This is a genomic window from Flavobacteriales bacterium (assembly GCA_016779995.1).
GTDB lineage: Bacteria > Bacteroidota > Bacteroidia > Flavobacteriales > UBA7312 > UBA8444.
Genome location: JADHMO010000001.1, coordinates 42,825 through 64,221 on the forward strand (window position 1 = coordinate 42,825; position 21,397 = coordinate 64,221).

The window sequence follows — 21,397 nt, forward strand, 5'->3', positions numbered from 1 at the left end:
CTCTAATCTTCTGTGTCAGTAGTTGAATTTTTCTTCTTGTCTTGCTTCTTCATGGCTTCACCTATCTGATTACTTGCAGTAAATGAGGCTACCATATTATTCAACATATCAGAACCTGCTTGTGGAGAATTAGGTAATAATATCAAGTTACTATTAGTATCAGCACCAATAGCTTGTAAGGTGTCATAATGTTGAGTGACTACAATTAATGCTGATGCTTCTTGTGAGTTTATTCCTACTTTGTTTAATACTTCAACAGATTCTTCCAAACCTCTAGCAATTTCCCTTCTTTGGTCGGCTATACCTTGACCTTGCAAACGCTTACTTTCGGCTTCTGCTTTAGCCTTTTCTACAATTAAAATACGTGCCGCATCACCTTCATATTGAGCTGCTACTTTTTCACGCTCAGCAGCATTAATTCGGTTCATTGCATTTTTAACCTGTGCATCTGGGTCAATGTCAGTAACTAAAGTCTTAATAATGTCGTAACCGTACTCTATCATAGCATCATTCAGCTCTGACTTTACGGCTATAGCAATATCGTTCTTCTTCTCAAAGACATCATCTAACTTCATCTTGGGAACTTCTGCTCTAATAACATCAAACACATAAGAAGTAATCTGATCGTGTGGATAGTCTAGCTTGTAAAAAGCCTCATATACTTTATCCTTAATCACCTGAAATTGAACAGAAACTTTGAGCTTAACAAACACATCGTCTTTAGTTTTGGTTTCTACAACTACATCTAATTGTTGAATCTTTAAACTCAATTTTCCTGCTATTCTATCCACAACAGGGATTTTTAATTGAAGCCCTGAATGTCTAATTGAGGTAAACTTACCAAAACGCTCTATTATAGCAGCCGATTGTTGCTTAACTACAAAAAAAGCAAGGGGAACTAAAATTATAATTAAAGGTAAAATGAAGAAAAATGTGTTCATGATTTTTAGTTTTAGATTAATTGATATCAAATTTAGCGAATTAGTTTATTGATGATATTTTCAAACGATTAATTAATCAATAATTTTTTAACAATAATTAAAGTATAAATTTTAGATTTGTGCTATGCAGTTCATTTACCTTTTATTAGCCCTTGCGCTATCCAGCCCAACTACTAGCAACTACACTAGCGTAAATCGTGAAGTTTACGACGTACAATCTTTAGATGTTGATAGTAATATGTATTATACTATTCTTCCTTACAAAACTGAGCTTGATGCTCAAATGAATGCTGTTTTGTGTCATTCTACACAAGAGATGAAAAAAACAAAACCAGAAAGTTTGCTTGGCAATTGGACTTCTGACGTTTGCTTAGAAATGGCTCAAGAAATGTATGAAGATGATATTGACCTTGGTTTTTTCAATACTGGCGGTCTAAGAAGTCCAATACCGCAAGGAGATATCACTAAAAGGGATTTATATCAGCTCATGCCTTTCGAAAACGAATTAGTCGTTTTAGAGTTGAATAAAACTGAAATGCTTGATTTAAAAGCCTATTTCAATTTCACCAAAGGACAACCTGTAGCTTTTGCTGATGACTTTTCATTAAACGATAGCTTATTTTTAGTTCTTACAACAGACTATTTGGCTAATGGTGGTGATAAAATGAAATTCTTTAAAGACAAAACACAACATAAAGTAGGCGTCAAAATGAGAGATGCTCTCATAAACTATTGTATTAAAAAAGATACCATTTCGTCAAAGCTAGACCAAAGACATTTAATTCTATTCGATGAAAACTAGAAGAACATTCATAAAACAAATTGGACTAGGTACTGCTCTAGTAGGCTTATCCCCTTTACAAGCATTTTCTACCGATGCTAAAAAACCAATTAAATTAACCATTCTTCATACCAACGATATGCACAGTCATATCGAAGCTTTTTCTTCAGGTAGGAATAAAGGTTTAGGAGGTATGTTTCAATTGTCCTCTCTAGTTAAGAAGATAAGACAAGAAGAAGAAAACATACTTTTATTAGACGCTGGAGATATTTTTCAAGGTACTCCCTACTTCAATCTGTTTGGCGGAGAACTGGAATTTAGACTAATGAGCGATATCGGCTATGATGCTGTAACTATTGGAAATCATGACTTTGACAATGGTATCGATGGACTAGCTCGTCAAATGCATCATGCTAATTTCCAATTCATATCTTCAAACTATGACTTTAGCAATACTATACTAGAGGATAAGGTAATACCTCATAAAGTATTTAATAAAGGAGGAATAAAAGTAGGAGTATTGGGAATAGGTATAGAATTAAAAGGTCTTGTTGACTCAAAGCTTTATGGCAACACACAATATTTAGACCCCATAACTGTAGCCAATAAAAAAGCTCATTATCTTAAGAAAAAGTTGAATTGTGATTTGGTTATTTGTTTGTCTCATTTAGGCTTTGAATACAAAAACAGTAAAGTCAGTGATATGAAATTAGCAGCTCAAACTAAAAACATCGATTTGATAATTGGTGGACACACACATTCCTTTCTCAATGAGCCCGTAATTGTAAAAAATAGTGTTAATAAAGATGTACTTATCAGCCAAGTTGGATTTGGCGCCATTAAATTAGGTAAAATTGACTTTTATTTTGATAAAAATAGGTCAAATTATCGTAATTTTGAACACGCATTTGATAGCAATGTATTAGATGTGATAGCCTAAAAAAAAGTTTTTGATTTTCCTTTCAGATAAAATCCATAAAAAAAATCATATCTGTAAAAAAAACATTAAAATCAAGGGCTCTAAAATTTTTTTTTAAACTTTTTTATTAACACATTTGCCTTTCAATTTTAACAAAGAATAAAAGCGTATTTAATTTTTAAATTAACAAGTTAAATGACAGAAGATAAAGTTTTCGAGATTGTATGGAATAATTGTCTTAGCATTATTAAAGATAATGTCAGCCCACAATCTTTTAAAACTTGGTTCGAACCTATTAAGCCAATTCGCTTGAAAGGTGATGTACTAACAATACAAGTACCATCTCAATTTTTCTACGAGTGGCTTGAACAACATTATATTGATTTACTAAAGAAGACAGTAAAGAAAGAATTAGGTGATGAAGGCAAGTTAGAATATAGTATAGTAATGGATAACAACTACAATACAAAACCTTATGTCACTAAGGTTCCTAGTAGTAGCAAAGGTAATTTAAAGAATACCCCCATCCATATGCCCATTAACATCAATGAGACTTCTATAAGAAATCCATTTGTTATACCAGGTTTAAAAAAGATACAAGTAGATCCACAACTAAATGCCAATTTTTCCTTTAACACATTTGTTGAAGGCGATTGCAACAGATTAGCTCGTTCGGCAGGTTATGCCGTAGCACAAAAGCCTGGTGGCACATCTTTTAATCCATTACTCATATATGGTAATGGTGGTTTAGGAAAAACTCACCTTGCCAATGCTATTGGAATTGAAGTAAAAAACTTGGACCCAGACAAAACGGTTCTGTATGTTTCAGCTGACAAATTCCAAACTCAGTTTGTAGATGCTATCATGGACAACAAGAAAAATGATTTTATTCACTTCTACCAGTCCATTGACGTATTAATAATAGATGATGTACAATTCTTTGCTGGAAAAGAAAAAACTCAAGACGCTTTCTTCCACATCTTCAATCACCTACATCAAAATGGCAAACAAATTATCCTAACATCAGACAAAGCACCTGTAGATATGCAAGGTGTTGAACAACGCTTATTGTCTCGATTTAAATGGGGATTGTCAGCAGACTTACAGTCACCTGATTTAGAAACTCGTATTGCTATCCTTAAAAAGAAATTATATAACGATGGTATTGAAATGCCATACGAAGTAGTAGAATACATCGCCTACTCTATCACAACCAATGTGAGAGAATTAGAAGGCGCTCTAATATCTTTACTTGCTCAATCTTCACTCAACAAGAAGAATATTACTATTGACTTAGCTAAGGAAATGTTAGATAAGTTTGTGAAGAATACTGCTAGAGAAATTTCTATTGATTACATTCAAAAAGTAGTATGCGACTATTTCGATATTCCTATCGAATTGATGAAATCTAAGACTAGAAAAAGAGAAATTGTTCAAGCCCGACAATTGGCTATGTACTTCTCTAAACAGCTAACCAAAAACTCTCTAGCTAATATCGGAATTCATTGTGGCAACAAAGACCATGCAACAGTATTACACGCCTGTAAAACAGTCAATAACCTCATTGATACCGACAAACAGTTTAGAGCTTTTGTGAACGATATTGAGAAGAAGTTAACGCTTAACTAATATTTTCAAAACAAAGCAAGGTGAAAATACTGTTCGTTTGCCTAGGAAATATTTGCCGCTCACCTCTTGCTGAAGGTATTTTTAGGCACATCAACCCTGATATTATAGTCGATTCTGCTGGGACTTCCAATTATCACATTGGCAGCCCACCTGACAGACGAATGATTGAAACAGCAAAATCTTACGGCATAGACATCTCAAATCTAGCTGCCAGACAATTTACAACAGAAGATTTCAATCGCTTTGATAAGATTTTCATTATGGATGATGAAAATTACAGAAATGTTGTATCTCTAGCCGAAAATGAATCCCATATTGAAAAAGTACATTATACTTTATCAAAGCAAAATAATGTCCCAGACCCCTATTTCGGTGAAAAAGATGGCTTTATTCAAGTCTATGAGATGTTGTATGAAGCTTGCCAAACGATAAATGATGAAATCCAACAAAGGTAAGCTCATACTCATTCCCTGCACACTAGCTGACACAGAGATAAACAAAGTGCTTCCGTTAGAAAATACAACTTATATCAATTCTTGTTCTGAATTCATTGTAGAAAATTTACGCTCGGCAAGACGCTTTCTTATAAAATCAAATATAAATACAGCTATTGAAGATTTAAAATTTCATTTACTCAATAAGCACACTAAGGAACATGAATTATGTACTATGCTAAAAAGCATTGAAGATGGTAAAAATATTGGATTACTTTCAGAAGCTGGCTGCCCTGGCATTGCAGACCCGGGCGCAGATATTGTCAAATTGGCTCACTCTAAAGGTGTTACTGTTCTACCTTTAGTCGGTCCATCGTCAATTTTGATGGCACTTATGGCGTCAGGACTTAATGGTCAAAACTTCGCTTTTAACGGTTATTTACCAAAAGAAAAAACAGAACGTAAAAAACGCATACTTTTTTTAGAGAATTTGTCGTTTAAACAACAACAAACACAAATATTTATAGAAACACCTTTTCGAAACAATCATATGCTAGAAGATTTATGTAAATATTGCCAAGCTAATACTGTACTAGTAATAGCAACTAATATTAGCACAGAATCGGAAAGTATTACAAGAGACAGCATTAAAAATTTTAGAAAAAAGACCCTAGACTTGAACAAAAAGCCTAGTGTTTTTTTAATTCATAAATATTAAAAACTTGTCATTGTAAATTATTTGCATATATTGAGCTCGAAGCTTAAAAAAATATCCAATGTTATATCAACTAGAATACCCTTTACAATCCTCTATAAAAATACTTTACGAACGTTTGAGCACTATTAGTGGCTTATCAGAATGGTTCGCTGACGATGTCAATATCAACAGAGAAGGCATTTATACTTTTACATGGGAAGGCAGCTCACAAGAAGCTGAGTTAATCAGTAAGAAAAAAGGGGAGCATATCCGATTCAGATGGTTAGACTCTGAAGCCGATGAATATTTTGAATTTAGAATACAAATTGATGAATTAACTTCTGATGTTTCTCTTATAATTTCGGATTTTGCCGAAGACGAAGAAGACAGAGAAGACGCTACCAACCTTTGGGATGCTCAAATTGACAATTTGAAACACATTATTGGCTCATAAAGTATTTACGACCGAATGAAAAAGCTAAATCTTTTCATTATAAAATCTTTTATCGGTCCTTTTATTTTCACTTTTCTGATAGCTATCTTCCTATTGCTTATGCAATTTTTATGGAAGTACATTGACGACTTAGTTGGCAAGGGCTTAGACTTCTTGACCATATCCAAACTGTTGTTTTATGCTGCTGCTCGTTTTGTACCTATGGCATTACCTATTTCGGTATTGTTATCTTCAATAATGACTTTTGGAAATATTGCAGAGAAAAATGAACTTATGGCCATTAAATCGGCTGGTATATCCTTAAAAAAATGCATGAGACCGTTATTAATGTTCATTATTATTATTTCAGCATCCTCTTTTCTTTTCTCTAACTATTTTATGCCTTATGCTAACCTTAAAGCTGGTTCGCTATTATACGATATCAGAAAACAAAAACCTGCCCTTAACATCAAGGAAGGTATGTTTTACAATGAATTGAGTGGTTATAGCATAAAGATTGATAAAAAGCTGGAAAATGGCATCGATTTGGAAGGTGTAATGATTTACGACCATACCTCAGAAGAAGGCAACGATAAAGTAATTATTGCTGAAAAGGGCCAAATGTACCTTTCTGAAAATGAAAACTATTTCATCATTTCACTGGAAAATGGCTATAGCTATTACGAGATGAACATCAATAAAAAAGACGAAAAACGTCCCTTACAACGTAGCCAATTCAAACAAGATATTTTGAGGTTTGATATGTCTGATTTTGGTATGAAACGAACTAGCGAAGAATTGTATCGTAATCATTACGCTATGATGAACAATGCCCAACTTACTGTTGCAATAGATTCTATATACTCTAAGAGTTATGCTAAATTACATCTTTTTAAATCTAATATTTCGGATAAAATAGATGTTGATTTTCAACAGCTAGAAAGCAATTTCAGCAGAAAAGATAATAATATGACCTATTATCCATCGAAAGTTTACGCCAATGCTATTTCTTCTGTCAAGTATTTAAAATCGATGTTAAGCAATACCATCTCAGATCAAAGTTACTCTCACAAAATTGCGATAAAACACAAAGTAGAATGGCATAGAAAATGGTCTCTTGCAGTGGCTTGTATTATTTTCTTTTTGATAGGTGCTCCATTAGGTGCTATTATTAGGAAAGGTGGGTTTGGTATGCCCGTAATTGTATCCGTAGGCTTTTTCATCACCTATCACATCGTATCTGTAACTGCTGAAAAGATGGTCAAAGAATCTGAAATATCTGTAACAGAAGGCATGTGGATTGCTAATTTTATCCTTTTACCTGTGGGGCTGTTCTTGAGTTATAAAGCCAATACAGACTCTCAGTCGTTTAGTTTGCCCTCCATCAAGCAATTATTTGTAAGAAAAAACTAGCGTACTAACTTCTTATAACGAATACGGCTTGGGCCAACATCACCCAAACGTTTTTTACGATTTTCTTCGTAATCGCTATAACCGCCTTCAAAGAAATACACTTGCGAATCGCCTTCAAATGCTAAAATATGTGTACACACTCTATCTAAGAACCAACGGTCATGAGAGATGATGACTGCACAGCCACCAAAATTTTCTAAACCTTCTTCTAAAGCACGTAAAGTATTGACGTCTAAATCGTTGGTAGGCTCATCTAAAAGCAACACATTACCCTCATCTCTAAGTGTCATAGCCAAATGCAGTCTGTTTCTTTCACCACCAGATAAAACGCCTACTTTTTTATTTTGGTCAGAACCTTGAAAATTAAATTTAGCTACATAAGAACGAGAATTTACTTTTTTACCAGAAACTTCTAGCAATTCATTACCACCTGTTACTTGCTCCCAAATGGTTTTTTCTGGGTCTATATCGGCGTGTTGTTGGTCTACATAAGACACTTTTACAGTTTCTCCAATACTGAATGAACCGCCATCGGCTTCTTCTTGTCCCATTATCATTCTAAAAAGTGTTGTTTTTCCAGCTCCATTAGGGCCTACAATACCCACTATACCTGCTGGGGGCAACTTAAAGTTCAAGTCTTCATACAATAACTTATCTCCAAAGGCTTTAGAAACTCCTTTTGCTTCAATAACGTTTGTACCCAAACGAGGCCCTGGCGGTATGTATAATTCTATTTTTTCTTCTTGCTGTCTATTTTCTTCACTAAGCAATTTATCATAATTACTCAAACGAGCTTTGGATTTAGATTGTCTTCCTTTGGGACTCATTCGTACCCATTCCAACTCACGTTCTAATGTTTTTCTTCGTTTACTAGCTTGTTTTTCTTCTTGAGCCAATCGTTTCGATTTTTGATCTAACCAAGAAGAATAATTCCCTTTCCAAGGAATACCTTCTCCTCTATCCAATTCTAATATCCAACCTGCAACGTTATCTAGGAAATACCTATCGTGAGTTATAGCAATTACGGTTCCTTTGTATTGTTGTAGGTGTTGCTCTAGCCAATGTACCGATTCGGCATCTAAATGGTTTGTTGGCTCATCGAGTAATAAAATATCTGGCTCTTTTAATAGTAAACGGCAAAGTGCTACTCGTCTTTTTTCTCCTCCTGACAATACAGAAACCGATTTTTCGCCTTCTGGACATCTTAGGGCGTCCATAGCTATATTCAATTTAGTTTCTAAATCCCAAGCACCAGCAGCATCTATTTGGTCTTGCAATTCCCCTTGTTTGGCCATCAGCTTCTCCATTTTGTCGGCATCTTCATAGACTTCAGGTAGAGCAAACTGATTATTTATGTCGTTGTATTCAGTAATAAGGTCAACAGCTTCTTGCATACCTTCTTTGACGATATCCATTACCGTTTTAGAATCGTCCATTTCTGGCTCTTGAGCTAGATAACCTATGGTGTGTTCTTTAGAAAAATGAACATCGCCTTGAAAAGACTTATCCAAACCAGCAATAATCTTCAATAATGTCGATTTACCCGAGCCATTAAGACCAATAATGCCAATTTTAGCACCGTAAAAAAAGGACAAGTGGATATCTTTTAAAACTTGTTTGTTATTAGAAGGGAAAGTCTTACTGACCCTATTCATAGAAAATATAATTTGCTGATCGGACATAATTAGAATATTTGCCACAAATATCGTTATTTTGAAAATATGCTAATGAAAAAAATATTTTAGTTTTTAACCAATACTAAATCAATGAAAAAACGTTGTCAATGGCCTTCAGAAATAGAACTAGACTACCACGATACAGAATGGGGCGTTCCTGTTACAGATGATAAAAAATGGTTTGAATTCTTGCTACTAGATACCTTTCAAGCCGGACTAAGCTGGAAGATTATTCTTCAAAAAAGAGAAGGTTTTAGAAAGGCTTTTTTCAATTTTGATGTGTATAAGGTGGCTCAAATGTCGGATGAGCAAATAGCTGAATTAAGAGAAAACCCTAATATCATTAGAAATCGACTTAAAATAAAAGCAAGTGTGACTAATGCCCAAGCTTTTATTAAAATTCAAGAAGAATTTGGGAGTTTCAACAGCTATATATGGCAATTTACTGATGGTAAAACTATCCACAACCAATTCAAAAAGCTTTCAGAAATTCCTAGCACATCTACCCAATCAGACAAAATGAGTAAAGAATTAAGATCTAGAGGATTCAAATTTGTGGGTAGTACCATCTGCTATGCTTTTATGCAAGCTTCTGGTATGGTCAATGACCATACGGTAGATTGTTTTAGGCATCAAGAAATAAAGAAAATAAGTTTTAAATAACAGTACTTTATGCTTAAATTTGTACCAAAATTAAAGAATCACATTAAACTAAATTTTAAAACATGGTATTAGTAGGAAAAAAAGCACCGAATTTCAGCACTAAAGCTGTAGTAAATGGCGGTGAAATCGTAGACGGTTTCTCATTAGAACAATTCATCGGTAAAAAACACGTTTTGTTTTTCTTTTACCCTAAGGATTTTACATTTGTTTGTCCATCAGAATTACACGCTTTCCAAGCCAAATTGGAAGACTTCAAAGCTAAGGGTGTTGAGGTTGTCGCTTGTTCCACTGACACTCCTGAGAGTCACTGGGGTTGGCTGCAAGTCGCCAAAGAAAATGGTGGTATTAAAGGTATTACTTACCCTATCGTTGCTGATGTAGCTAAGACAGTTGCCGAAAACTTCGGTGTATTGGCTGGTGACTATTTCGTGAATGAAAATGACGAATTAGAAGCTGACGGTCCAATGATAGCTTACAGAGGTCTTTTCTTAATTGACAAAGCAGGTGTTGTACAACACCAAATCGTAAATAACTTCCCTCTTGGAAGAAATGTAGATGAAGCTTTAAGAATGGTTGATGCTCTTCAACATTTTGAAGACGAAGGTGAGGTTTGCCCTGCCAATTGGTCTAAAGGAAAAGAGGCTATGAAAGAAAGTTTTGCTGGTGTAGCAGACTACCTTTCTAAGCACTAAGGATTAGTTTTATACAAACAAAAAAGCCCGAGCATTTGCTCGGGCTTTTTATTTGCTTTACTTTCCTATCAGACTAATGTGAATTTCTTGATTTTCAGACACAAAAAAATGACAATCTTCAAAGTTAGGTTGTCTAATTAGTGGCTTAAAATTATTAGAAAAGCCATAGGGCTCTTTAGGGATTCCTATTACATTCAGATTACATTCTTTATCCCCATTGACATCGTGATACAAGGATACAGCATAATGACCTTCAGGGAGGTCTTCAACCTTAATTATTATGCTATTTCCTATCACAGGTTTAGAATACTTTCTAATCGATTTATCCTTTTGCAAAAACACTTCAGACTTGTCAAAGACAGCCAATTCAATGTTACCTTGTTGAGTGTTAATATTACTCACCACAACTTCAATATCGTATTTTTTAGCCTTGGGGTATAAGATAATTAGTAAGGCAACAGAAACAATAAGTAGGTAGCGTATGATTTGCATTATTCCTCTTGGTATTCGCCGAGCCAAAAGACACCGACAGGAATCACTTCATAAGACATTAACTCGGCTTGGATAAAGCCCATACTATCACACAAAGCTTTAGCATCTTCCTTATTGTTGGTATTAATGAAGAAAACAAAGTCGGTTATGTTATTCGTTCGACGCTTATAAGCATCCTCCTCGCCAGACATTTCCCAATAAACATTTTCTATATCACCAGATTGGTATAAGTTTTTGATACTACTAGCTTGGGTATTTATTAAATCACCATACTCCTCTACATTGATATCTGTAAGCGTCTTCCATACCGATACGTATGATTTAGTAAGACCTTTATCTTGTATAACATCGGCATTTCTTCCAAACCATTTGCTACCAACGGGGAATACGCTGAAGGTAGCAATACCGTTTTTTACAACCGCCAATTCATTAAGTCTTTCTCTAGCTGATTTATAAGATTCAGCTTTTAGGAAGTAACAAATGTTTGGCAAATTTTCTACGCTAGAAATCTCAGAATTTGCATTATAATAAGCGTTTTCTATTTCGCCATTGCGCCACATTTCTAGCATATCATCATTGATACATTCGAGGTGGGTTCTTATCATATCGGCATCAGTAACTGCCCATTGCCATACTACAGCATAATTTTTGAGTTGAGTTGTTGTAATGCTGTTTTCGGAACATTCTTGTTTGCTAGGATTAGCACAAGAAAATAACAGCACAAAAGCTGTTAGACTAAAGTAAATGTTTTTCATCGTTTAAAGTTTTAAAAAAGTTTATTCAAAGTTAGGAAAAATGACTTAAGTTTTGTGCTAATAATAACATTATTAACTAAAAATAAAGCCCGAGTGAATACTCGGGCTTTATAATATCTATTTAGCTCAATACTAATCCAATAAGGCTTGGTGTACCTTCTTGAGTATTTCGAAGCACTTGTCTTGATTTTTGGCTTCGGCATAAGTACGCAGTACAGGTTCAGTACCAGAGGGTCTTATCATTATCCAGCTATCTTCATCGAAGTAGAACTTATAGCCATCAATGCTTTCTGTTTTGACAATTGGCATATCGCCAAAGGCGGTATATACTCCATTCTTGCAGTTTTCTACTATCTCGACTTTCTTAGCTTCTTCCAAGTGTAAGTCAATACGCTCAAAAGCAAACTCCCCTACTATATCGTACACTTCTTGAATAAGGTCATCTAAACTCTTTCCTGTTTTTGCCATATATTCCCATATAACTAAGCCCATCCAAATACCGTCTCTTTCTGGAATATGTCCTTTAATAGCCACACCACCAGATTCTTCTCCTCCTAGTAGAACGTCTTCTTTGAGCATTACGCCTGCTACGTACTTAAAGCCAACTTTTACAGTTTCATGCTCCAATCCGTAGTGAGCACACATCTGAGCCACTTTTACCGAACACGAAAAGGCAGTAACAACCTTACCACTCATGCCCTTATATTTAACTAAGTAATGTATTAACAACAGGATAATATGGTGAGAGTCTATAAATTGACCTTTAGCATTATATAATCCTATCCTATCGGCATCGCCATCGGTAGCTAAACCACAATCTATTTGACCGCTTTCACGGATAAGGTCAGAAAATTCAATTAGATTTCTATGAATAGGTTCTGGTGCTGTTCCCATAAAACTAGGGTTTTTTGAACAATGCAATAGCGTAGTTTTTGGCAATAACGCTGGTACAGTTTCTCTACCCGCTCCATACATGGCATCATAACCCCAATTGAAATCAGAATTATTTATAGCGTCAATATCAAAACTTGCTCTAGCCTTATCGAGATACATTTTTACTAAATCGGCCGTTTGCACACCTTCCATTGTCAAAGACTGCAAATCTAAACCATGAGCATCAGGAATAATGTCTTCTACATCTTGTATATCATCAGGCAATAAAGGTCCTCCAAAGTTTCCTTTTAACTTATAACCGTTGTATTCTGGTGGATTGTGACTAGCAGTAATAACTACACCCAAATCGGCTTTTAATTCCAATACACCTAGTGAAAGCATTGGCGTAGTGACAAATCGGTCAGCTAAAGTCACTTTAATACCAAAGTGATTAAAAACCTTAGCGGCTGTTTCAGCAAATAGCGAACCAGCAAAACGGCAATCGTGACCTATTACTACCGAAGGCTTATCAAAATTATTGTTCAACCATTGGGCAGCTCCTACTGTTACTCGTGCCACATTATCTACTGTGTATTCTTCTGCAATAATGGCTCTCCAGCCATCTGTTCCAAATTTAATTTTCATAAATAATTATCGTTTAATGTTTCTATCGTTTAGGGCTTTTCTATACTTAGCAGCATTGATGTTATGTTGAATTGCTGTTTGGGCAAAGTTATGATATCCTGAAAAATCTTCCCTAGCACACATGAATAAATAATTGTGCTGTTGATAATTCAAAACGGCATCAATGGCTCGAATTGAAGGGAGAGAAATCGGGCCAATGGGTAGCCCTTTGTATTTGTATGTATTATAGGGTGAGTCGTATTTTAAGTCTTTCTTTAAAACACGTCTTATGGAGAAGTCGCCAATAGCGAAAATAACCGTTGGATCGGATTGTAACTTCATACCTTTTTTTAAACGGTTGAGGTACAAACCTGCAACTACTGGCTGTTCGCTTTTTTGTAAGGTTTCTTTTTCTACTATGGAAGCTAAAGTAACTACTTCTTCTTTAGTCAGATTCAAACGTTTGGCCTTTTCTTGTCGGCTTTCGTTCCAAAAATGATGGTGCTCTGCTACCATACGAGATAAAAAACTTGTTACGGTAGTATTCCAATAAAATTCGTAGGTGTTAGGAATAAACAAACTACTAACAGTAAAGGCATCAAGACCTAAAGGATTTAAAAAGGCCGTATCTAGCATAGCCTCTAAAATTTGTACTGAATCTAATTCTATCTGATGGGCTATTTTACCAGCAAATTCTTCTTTAGTACGAACATTATTAAAAACTACATTGACTGGAGTTTGACGACCAGAACGTAATAAATTGACCAACTCATTATTATTCATACCATCTTGAAGTAGGTATCGCCCCGATTTGATGTTTTTTGTATAATGCTTTCTTTCTGAAATCCAACGAAATGATGATGAACTAATAATAATTCCCTCATCAGTAAGCTGTTGTAGGACATCTTCAAAACTTGCACCAGTAGGTATATAAATAAATACTTCTTTTTGGTAGTCTAAAGAAACATTGGACTGGTAAATTCTTCCATAAAAGACAGAAGCCGTAATAGCACCACTCAAAAATAGAACTCCTACTAAGCTCCAAATAAATTTCTTAAAAAAACTTTTCTTTTTTCTCATTAAAGTGTGCTCAATAAATATAGCGCTTTGCTGTTGTTAGGCTCTATATCTAAAATTCGTTTCAAATATAACTTTCCTTTGTTAAAATCACCATCTAAAATCAGTAAACTTGCCTTGTTGAGTAAGGATTGTATGTGTGTAGGATTCAACTGTAAGGCTTTATCATAGCATTCCATAGCCGATTGGTTTTGACCTTGTTTTAGCAAAACATATCCTAAATTACACCAAGCACTTTCGTGTTTGGAAAACTGAGCTAAAAGTGTCCGGTATTCTTTTTCGGCTAATGCAAATGAATTGGTGTTAGAATACATATCAGCTAACTTTAAACGAAAATCCAAAACATAAGGTGCTAATTCTACCGCTTTTTTATAGTAAAAAAGAGTTTGACTAATTCCTAACTCTTGATTTTGATGAGCCTGAGCAATGCGATAGGCAGTCCAAGCGTCGCTATTATCGTAGGACATTTTATCTAGACTCAAATCTTCCATAGAATTACAAATGTTCAGGATAGCTATATCGTCTTGCTTCAAGAAATACAGATGTATTCGTTCTTTATAAGATTTTTCTAATGCTATACTATTCAAAAGGTTTAAAGCAGAGTCTAATAAATAAGGTTGTGCATCGAATTTTTCATACTGATACAAATAGGCTTTAGCTCGTATTAATTTAGAAGGGTTGGCGTTATTTATCGCCTCTAAACCGATGAATTTGCCTTTTGTTACTATTGTATCCTCAGTGTTATGAATACCAATTTTATGATCGTGTATGCTAACGTGAGGGATATCAATTGTACTTGATGACGGCATATGACAAGCTATACAATTATCATTCTCTCTAAATTCGTCTTTGCAATTGTCGTGACAAGACAAACACTTATCATTAAAAAAGTTAGGACTCTCCTTTTGTACAGAATGATGTGGATTGTGGCAAGTAATGCAATTCATTTCAGAGTTGGTAAAACAAGCACTTTGCTTGAGTCTATCTACGTGCGATGCCATTATGAAGGTGTTATCGTCTTCATACCTTGGCACAAATACAGTCATTACTTCAGACAAGTCCATACCCGGTTTAAAGTTTAAAAAGCTTTTGCCTTCTGAAAGTACGGTATTACCCTGTAAATGACAACGCATACAAATTTGAAATTGGGCTTCTAATGACAGTTTTTTAGGATTAACAATAGAGTAGTCAATCTGAGTTGAGGTATCTACCAATTCGCCATTTAGCATACGCTGAACATGTAGTTCTCCGGGTCCATGACAACGTTCACAATCTATCCCTTGAGCTACGCTATGATACTTATTCTCTGAACCCAAAACAAAATCTGGAGTAGCGTTATGACAACTCATACATTCTAGTCCTATTTTTCTAGAGAAACGGCTATTGTAACCGTCTTCAAATCCAGGAGGAAAATCCAAATGACCATCTTGGGTATAATAAGTAAAAGGCATCTGATGAACATAACCCCCTTCTTCCCACAAATGTGAATTGGTATGGTGTCCAGAGCCAACAATAAAATCTACATCTTCTATGCGTTCACCATAAGCGTGCAACTCCTTTAATTTCAGCACACTATCTTTCCAAAACGGATGGTAGCGAAACTGATTAAATGTATCTGTAAGTATGGAATTCTCAGTAAAAATAGCCTCACTGTTTTGTAGCGTAGCTAAGGACATAGACTGCCCCATTCCTGTTTGTACATACGTTTGATAAATATCGTAATGACAAGCCATACAACTCTCCTTGCCCACATAAGCAACCGTATCGTGGTGATTTAGATAAGTGGTGTAAGGCTCTATCCTTGAGGTACATCCTACTAAAGTAATAAATATGGAAATGTATATTATTCGCACAATAACTGAAACATCAATTCATCTTCCCAACCGTTTGGCGACTTATTCCATTTTTTCTTAACACCAATAAGCACAAAGTCTAAAGAACTGAATAAATTAATACTGGCTTGATTATTGGCAGAAATATTACAATATAATTGATTGAGTTGCAATTTAAAAAAGGCGTATTCTATGATAAGTCTTAAGGCTTCCTTGGCATAACCTTGTCTTCTATTGGACTCTTGCACTATCCAAATTCCTAAACCTGCTCGGGCATGCATAGGCTCATAATCAAACAAATCAATCGTTCCTATAGCAACTCCCTCCCTTTCAATCATTAAACGCAACTGCTTAACGGTAAAAATATCTTGGTGAGCATTTTCCAAATATTGTTTTAAAAGATACCTTGAAAAGGGTTTATAAGTTTGGCTTATCTTCCATATACTAGAGTCGTTTTCCCATTTGTAAAACAAATCTAAATCCTCTGGCTCTAAAGCCCTTAACCTGATGTTTTCGCCTACTAACATTTTATTTCACCTTTGAATACACAATTGTAAGGACCTACTAAATCTATAGTGTGATAATGGTCTTTTTTCTCAAAATTTACTTTTAAATCACCACCCAAAGCTATTACTTCAACAGTATTATTAGTAATTAACTTAGCGTCAAATGCCGATAGTACAGAAGCAACAACACCTGTACCACAAGCCAAGGTTTCATCTTCAACTCCTCTTTCATAAGTTCTAACATAAAGTTTCTTGTCTTTTATCTGAACAAAATTGACATTAGTACCCTCATTTTTAAATCGTTCATTGTAACGTATTTTCTGACCTTCTTCAAACACATTAACAGACTCTATGTCTTCAACAAATTTGACATAATGTGGAGAGCCCGTATCTAGAAAAAAATAATCCTCACCACTTTCTATTTCTTCTACATTTTGCATTCTTAAAGAAACAAAAGAGCTAGTCCAAGTGGCTAAATGTGGGCCATCGCATGCTAAAAAATGACATTCTTTTTCGAAGATATTCAGTTGTTTAGCAAAGTCAACGATACATCTACCACCATTACCACACATAGAACCTAAATGACCGTCTGCATTGTAATACACCATCTCAAAGTCATAGTTTGTGGCATTTTGCAATAAGATAAGTCCATCAGCACCAATTCCCAACTTTCTATCGCACAAATTTTGAATGAGCTTATGATTAGAATCGTCAAATAACAATCCTCTGTTATCGATAATTATAAAATCATTACCCGCACCTTGATATTTTTGAAATTGGATATTCATGCCTCAAATTTACGTAATACAATCGTATTTTGTACGCTTTTCATTTTTGTAAAATTTTATTGCTTGTGAATATCAAATCTGTAAATTTGCCGAAACTAACTAACATTCCTTACACCTCAATATGAAAACTGAAAATTACGAAAACGAACTGTCCCTTTGGATAGATAAAGAAAAGACCACTTCAGAACTATCTGACGTTGTGAGCCGTTTGATTCTAGAATATGCCACAGAATTAGTTATGTTCAGAAATAGAATGACACATATCACTAAAAGTGAAATCTTAAACCTCCATGATTATGCTGCTAAATTTGTCAAGCAGGATATTAGCGTTCATCAAACCCTACCTCTAGCCAAAGCCATACTTGAATTGGGTATTAAAAATGCCAAAATTGATTTAGGAAAGTTAGCTTATGAATGGAATAAAGAAGGATCCTCAAAAAATAAAATTAATGACTTCGTAAAGATTAAATTGTCCGCATTTATTAAAAAAGAAAATAACTTAGTCCCAAAAGACGTCATTCTTTATGGTTTTGGTCGTATTGGTAGATTGGTAGCTAGGGAGTTATTTTTGCAAGATAATGCAGGCGGTCAATTGAGATTAAGAGCTATTGTCACTCGTAGCAATTCTGAAAAAGATATTACTAAAAGAGCTTCTTTACTTCGTACGGATTCTGTTCACGGTGTTTTTACTGGAACGGTCAAAGAAGATTTTGAAAATAAAGCCCTCATCATAAACGGTCGTACAGTAAATATGATTGCTGCAAAAAGTCCTGATACCATAGACTATACTGCTTATGGCATTCAAGATGCTTTAGTGATAGATAATACGGGTGTATTTAGAGATAAAGAGGCTTTGAGTCTTCATCTACAATCCAAAGGAGTCGATAAAGTATTATTGACTGCTCCAGGAAAAGGTGTTCCAAACATTGTTTTTGGAGTAAATCATAAAGTAGATGTTGACAATACTTCTATTTTTTCGGCAGCTTCATGTACCACTAATGCCATCACTCCTATCTTGGAAGTTGTAGAAAAGCAATTAGGTGTAGTAAAAGGTCACCTTGAAACTATTCACGCCTATACCAACGACCAAAACTTAGTGGATAATATGCATAGCAAGTATCGTCGTGGACGTGCTGCTGCCTTAAATATGGTAATTACTGAAACTGGTGCAGGTAAAGCGGTTACAAAGGCTATTCCTTCTTTAGAAGGCAAACTCACTTCTAGTGCTATTCGTGTACCAACACCAAATGGTTCCTTAGCTATTCTGAATTTAACGGTAGAAAAGAAAACGAACTTAGAAGCCATCAATAAATTAATGTACGATGCGGCTTTTGACTCTGAATTGGTAGAACAAATTCGATTTTCAGTAAATAACGAACTCGTGTCATCGGATATCGTTGGCGATAGTTGTCCTTCTATTTATGACAGTCCAGCCACACAAATTTCCAATGATGGTAAATCCATAGTGTTATACATTTGGTACGACAACGAATATGGCTACACTCGTCAAGTGCTAAGACTAGCCAAGCATATTTCTAAAGTGCGAAGAAACTGTTACTACTAAATAATGTTATCCAATATTAACCTCAATCAAAGTGCTTTTATCCTATACAAATGGTTTAACTCTTTGTTTTTGGGCGTTTCTATTGGTAGTGTATTTACGATTTATGAGCCTTTAGAACCTTCGGTTTATTCATTAGGTGGAATTGCTTTGGCAGCAGCCATGATAATCGTGGCTAAATTTTATCATAAAATCTTAAATGCATATTACTTTTTTAGACTATCGTTAGCTGTAGAGCTAATCGTAATGCTTATGCTGATAGCCTTTCTAATTTTTTCATACAGTTATCAAACAGCACTTTTCATATACATCGGATATCAGATAACTTTTGTCTTTGGTTCGTATTTGGTAAGAGCAGAAACTTTGGTATTCAAAGAAGACCACATTCTTACCAAAATAGATATGGCCAAACAAATAGGCTATTTAGTTGGTATGGCTATTTCCTATGCTTTTTACAAAGGAGTAGAATATTTTGAATTACTTTCTGACAAACAAGAGCAAGTCTATTTCATTCACTTTCTTTTAGTTGCTATCGAGCTAATCGTTATTATTTTACTCTGGAAAGCCTTTAATGATAAAAGCTAAATGAGGTTTCATTTCAAATCCTTTAGCATTAAGCAAGAGCAATCGGCTATGAAAGTAGGCACAGATGGCGTATTACTTGGTGCTTGGACAAAGCCCTCGTCATATCCACATCAAATACTAGATATAGGGACTGGCACAGGTCTTGTAGCAATTATGTTAGCACAACGCTTTACAAGAAGTCAAATACACGCTATTGAGATTGACCAAGCAAGTGCTGAAGAAGCTCTATTTAACGCTCAATCCTCGCCTTGGTCAGAACGATTAAACATTAGTCATTGTGCCTTACAAAATTATAATCCCTCTATTAAATATGACTTAATTGTCAGTAATCCCCCCTATTTTAGAAATACCACTCCATCTCAAAACTTAGCACGAGCAACCGCTAGAAATAACGATAACTTAAGTCTTGAATATTTGGTAGAGAAAAGCCATAAATTACTCAATGAAAATGGAGAATTAGATTTAATAATACCCTCCAATGAATTTGCAACTATACAATCCTTAGCTGAAAAATTCAACTTTTACATTAATAAATTGTGCTGGGTAAGAGGTAACCACCAAAGCCCTATAAAACGACTGCTGATTGCCCTAAATAAGAACAAAGAAATTCTTGAAGAGAAAAATTTAACGATTGAAAAAAGTAGACATAATTATACACAAGACTATAAAAATTTGTGTCAGGATTTTTATCTTAAACTATAAATTCCTCTTCGACAAAATCTATATCAAACTCTTTTAGCCTCTCTAGTACAGGAAGATATATTTCTTTGTCTGTAGGAATCCTTACACCTGTTAGTGTAATCTCGCCATTGAGGATAAGTTCAGTAGCAATAGCAACAGGTAAACCTACCGTCATACTCATAGCCGTATGAACTTGGTCTTTACCCCTAAGTACTAATGAAGATTTTAAATGGTAATTGGTGTTATTTAGGGTATAATCAAATAAATGCTGCATTACAATCATATCTTTATCTTCAGATTGTAAAGCCCATTTCTGCTCTAATAAATGCTGTAAAACTTGTGCAGGACTACCCTCATCTAAGCCAATCTTGGTTTTTTCAAACAATCCAAGCCAAGCTATTTTTTCCATAATGGTAGCGTCAACAGATAAGTAGTCTTGTAATTTATCTTCGACAGACATTTCCTTATCATAGACTAAAAACGAATTCGTGAAATCTCTCCAAGTCATTTCAGAAAGATTAGATATAGTAAAAGAGTCATCCGTCATACCCAAACGGACAAATACATCCCAAGCCTCAGAAAAACCTGGCCTTCTAAGTGTACCCCTAAACATAGTAGGTATATTTTCTAGACCATATATTTCTCTGTATGATAAGGAATCTCTATTGGCATAACCTTCAAATTGTCCTTCATCCAAAACTTCAATTAATTCAGTTCTTCTAAATAGCTTGTTATAGGATATAAATTTGGGCTGGTTGTTTCGAATAAATTGTGCCGTTCCTTGTCCTGCTAAGACTACATTTCTAGGATTCCAAGTGAATTTATAATTCCATGGATTGTTGTCGTACTCTGGAGCTACTAAGCCACCACAAAAAGATTTAAAAAGTGTAATCTCTCCACCCTTTGCTTGAATTTCATCTATAATTTTCTTTGCTGACAAATGATCAATCCCTGGGTCTAAACCCATTTCATTGAGCAATAAAACACCTTTTTCTTGTGCTTTTTCATTCAAGGCTTTTATATCATTTGAAACATAGGAAGCTGTTATCATATTTACACCCTGAATAACACAGTCTTCAGCCAATAATACGTGCATACTAGCTGGTAGCATAGACACCACAATGTCAGCGTCTCGAATAGCGTCATTACGTTGTTCTACATCAAAGACATCAAACTCCAAAGCAATGCCATTAGGGTGGTCATTTACTTTTTGTATAGCAAGATCATAATCGTAATCTCCTACTGTTACTTGCCAATTGTTTTTATCAGACTTTTCTAGTAAATAGTCTATTAAAGAAGTTGCAGATAAACCTGCACCAACAACAAATATTCGTTTCATATCTTT

The 21,397-nt window shown here is 34.9% G+C and carries 22 protein-coding genes; 12 read left to right on the plus strand and 10 right to left on the minus strand.

Annotated elements, in window-relative coordinates:
* Window positions 1-2 precede the first annotated feature (2 nt).
* A complete protein-coding gene (locus ISP71_00195) occupies window positions 3-941 on the minus strand; it encodes an SPFH domain-containing protein (GenBank protein MBL6662498.1) in 939 nt (312 codons plus the stop codon).
* Between the two features lie 124 nt (window positions 942-1,065).
* On the opposite strand from ISP71_00195, the gene ISP71_00200 reads away from it, so the two are divergent.
* The 7 genes from ISP71_00200 to ISP71_00230 all read left to right on the plus strand — a co-directional run bounded on the left by ISP71_00200 (window position 1,066) and on the right by ISP71_00230 (window position 7,247).
* A complete protein-coding gene (locus tag ISP71_00200; GenBank protein ID MBL6662499.1) occupies window positions 1,066-1,743 on the plus strand; it encodes a 5'-nucleotidase C-terminal domain-containing protein in 678 nt (225 codons plus the stop codon).
* Entirely contained in the window at window positions 1,733-2,662 is a 930-nt protein-coding gene (locus ISP71_00205) for a metallophosphatase (GenBank protein MBL6662500.1), read from the plus strand. The genes ISP71_00200 and ISP71_00205 overlap by 11 nt, the downstream gene beginning before the upstream one ends.
* 174 nt (window positions 2,663-2,836) lie before the next feature.
* Complete coding sequence (gene dnaA / locus ISP71_00210) at window positions 2,837-4,270, plus strand: chromosomal replication initiator protein DnaA (GenBank protein ID MBL6662501.1); 1,434 nt, start codon at window positions 2,837-2,839, stop codon at window positions 4,268-4,270.
* Window positions 4,270-4,725, plus strand: coding sequence for a low molecular weight phosphotyrosine protein phosphatase (locus tag ISP71_00215; protein ID MBL6662502.1), 456 nt, complete (start codon window positions 4,270-4,272; stop codon window positions 4,723-4,725). The genes dnaA and ISP71_00215 overlap by 1 nt, the downstream gene beginning before the upstream one ends.
* Window positions 4,706-5,422: an SAM-dependent methyltransferase gene (locus ISP71_00220; protein MBL6662503.1), complete on the plus strand. Its 717-nt coding sequence runs from the start codon at window positions 4,706-4,708 to the stop codon at window positions 5,420-5,422. The genes ISP71_00215 and ISP71_00220 overlap by 20 nt, the downstream gene beginning before the upstream one ends.
* Before the next feature lie 58 nt (window positions 5,423-5,480).
* Window positions 5,481-5,855 (plus strand): SRPBCC domain-containing protein, encoded by a 375-nt coding sequence (locus tag ISP71_00225; protein MBL6662504.1) that lies wholly within the window; start codon window positions 5,481-5,483, stop codon window positions 5,853-5,855.
* Window positions 5,856-5,870: 15 nt separating this feature from the next.
* A complete protein-coding gene (locus tag ISP71_00230) occupies window positions 5,871-7,247 on the plus strand; it encodes an LptF/LptG family permease (protein ID MBL6662505.1) in 1,377 nt (458 codons plus the stop codon).
* Here ISP71_00230 and ettA read toward each other — a convergent pair.
* Window positions 7,244-8,932: an energy-dependent translational throttle protein EttA gene (gene ettA, locus ISP71_00235; GenBank protein MBL6662506.1), complete on the minus strand. Its 1,689-nt coding sequence runs from the start codon at window positions 8,930-8,932 to the stop codon at window positions 7,244-7,246. The genes ISP71_00230 and ettA overlap by 4 nt on opposite strands.
* A gap of 81 nt (window positions 8,933-9,013) precedes the next feature.
* On the opposite strand from ettA, the gene ISP71_00240 reads away from it, so the two are divergent.
* Together ISP71_00240 and ISP71_00245 are read left to right on the plus strand one after the other, a co-directional pair.
* The gene (locus ISP71_00240) at window positions 9,014-9,586 is read left to right on the plus strand and encodes a DNA-3-methyladenine glycosylase I (protein ID MBL6662507.1); all 573 of its coding nucleotides are present in this window, start codon (window positions 9,014-9,016) and stop codon (window positions 9,584-9,586) included.
* A gap of 62 nt (window positions 9,587-9,648) precedes the next feature.
* The gene (locus ISP71_00245; protein MBL6662508.1) at window positions 9,649-10,278 is read left to right on the plus strand and encodes a peroxiredoxin; all 630 of its coding nucleotides are present in this window, start codon (window positions 9,649-9,651) and stop codon (window positions 10,276-10,278) included.
* Window positions 10,279-10,335: 57 nt separating this feature from the next.
* On the opposite strand, the gene ISP71_00250 is transcribed toward ISP71_00245, so the two are convergent.
* The 7 genes from ISP71_00250 to ISP71_00280 form a co-directional block, all read right to left on the minus strand.
* Complete coding sequence (locus ISP71_00250) at window positions 10,336-10,770, minus strand: DUF2141 domain-containing protein (protein MBL6662509.1); 435 nt, start codon at window positions 10,768-10,770, stop codon at window positions 10,336-10,338.
* Entirely contained in the window at window positions 10,770-11,525 is a 756-nt protein-coding gene (locus ISP71_00255; protein ID MBL6662510.1) for a hypothetical protein, read from the minus strand. Before ISP71_00255 ends, ISP71_00250 begins: the two co-directional genes overlap by 1 nt.
* A 132-nt stretch (window positions 11,526-11,657) precedes the next feature.
* Window positions 11,658-13,043: a phosphoglucomutase/phosphomannomutase family protein gene (locus tag ISP71_00260; protein ID MBL6662511.1), complete on the minus strand. Its 1,386-nt coding sequence runs from the start codon at window positions 13,041-13,043 to the stop codon at window positions 11,658-11,660.
* Window positions 13,044-13,049: 6 nt separating this feature from the next.
* Window positions 13,050-14,102, minus strand: coding sequence for an endolytic transglycosylase MltG (gene mltG / locus ISP71_00265; protein MBL6662512.1), 1,053 nt, complete (start codon window positions 14,100-14,102; stop codon window positions 13,050-13,052).
* Window positions 14,102-15,952, minus strand: coding sequence for a tetratricopeptide repeat protein (locus ISP71_00270; GenBank protein MBL6662513.1), 1,851 nt, complete (start codon window positions 15,950-15,952; stop codon window positions 14,102-14,104). Before ISP71_00270 ends, mltG begins: the two co-directional genes overlap by 1 nt.
* Window positions 15,943-16,458 (minus strand): GNAT family N-acetyltransferase, encoded by a 516-nt coding sequence (locus ISP71_00275; GenBank protein ID MBL6662514.1) that lies wholly within the window; start codon window positions 16,456-16,458, stop codon window positions 15,943-15,945. The genes ISP71_00270 and ISP71_00275 overlap by 10 nt, the downstream gene beginning before the upstream one ends.
* The gene (locus ISP71_00280) at window positions 16,452-17,225 is read right to left on the minus strand and encodes a diaminopimelate epimerase (GenBank protein ID MBL6662515.1); all 774 of its coding nucleotides are present in this window, start codon (window positions 17,223-17,225) and stop codon (window positions 16,452-16,454) included. The genes ISP71_00275 and ISP71_00280 overlap by 7 nt, the downstream gene beginning before the upstream one ends.
* A gap of 121 nt (window positions 17,226-17,346) precedes the next feature.
* On the opposite strand from ISP71_00280, the gene ISP71_00285 reads away from it, so the two are divergent.
* Genes ISP71_00285 through ISP71_00295 form a run of 3 tightly spaced genes read left to right on the plus strand, consistent with a single transcriptional unit; the run spans window position 17,347 to window position 20,073 of the window.
* Window positions 17,347-18,789 carry a glyceraldehyde-3-phosphate dehydrogenase gene (locus ISP71_00285; protein ID MBL6662516.1) on the plus strand — a complete coding sequence of 481 codons (1,443 nt, stop codon included), beginning with the start codon at window positions 17,347-17,349 and terminating at the stop codon, window positions 18,787-18,789.
* A gap of 3 nt (window positions 18,790-18,792) precedes the next feature.
* The gene (locus tag ISP71_00290; GenBank protein ID MBL6662517.1) at window positions 18,793-19,371 is read left to right on the plus strand and encodes a hypothetical protein; all 579 of its coding nucleotides are present in this window, start codon (window positions 18,793-18,795) and stop codon (window positions 19,369-19,371) included.
* Window positions 19,372-20,073 carry a methyltransferase gene (locus tag ISP71_00295; protein ID MBL6662518.1) on the plus strand — a complete coding sequence of 234 codons (702 nt, stop codon included), beginning with the start codon at window positions 19,372-19,374 and terminating at the stop codon, window positions 20,071-20,073. It abuts the gene before it with no gap.
* On the opposite strand, the gene ISP71_00300 is transcribed toward ISP71_00295, so the two are convergent.
* A complete protein-coding gene (locus ISP71_00300; GenBank protein MBL6662519.1) occupies window positions 20,063-21,391 on the minus strand; it encodes a saccharopine dehydrogenase NADP-binding domain-containing protein in 1,329 nt (442 codons plus the stop codon). The two genes, ISP71_00295 and ISP71_00300, sit on opposite strands and share 11 nt — an antisense overlap.
* Between the last annotated feature and the right edge of the window lie 6 nt (window positions 21,392-21,397).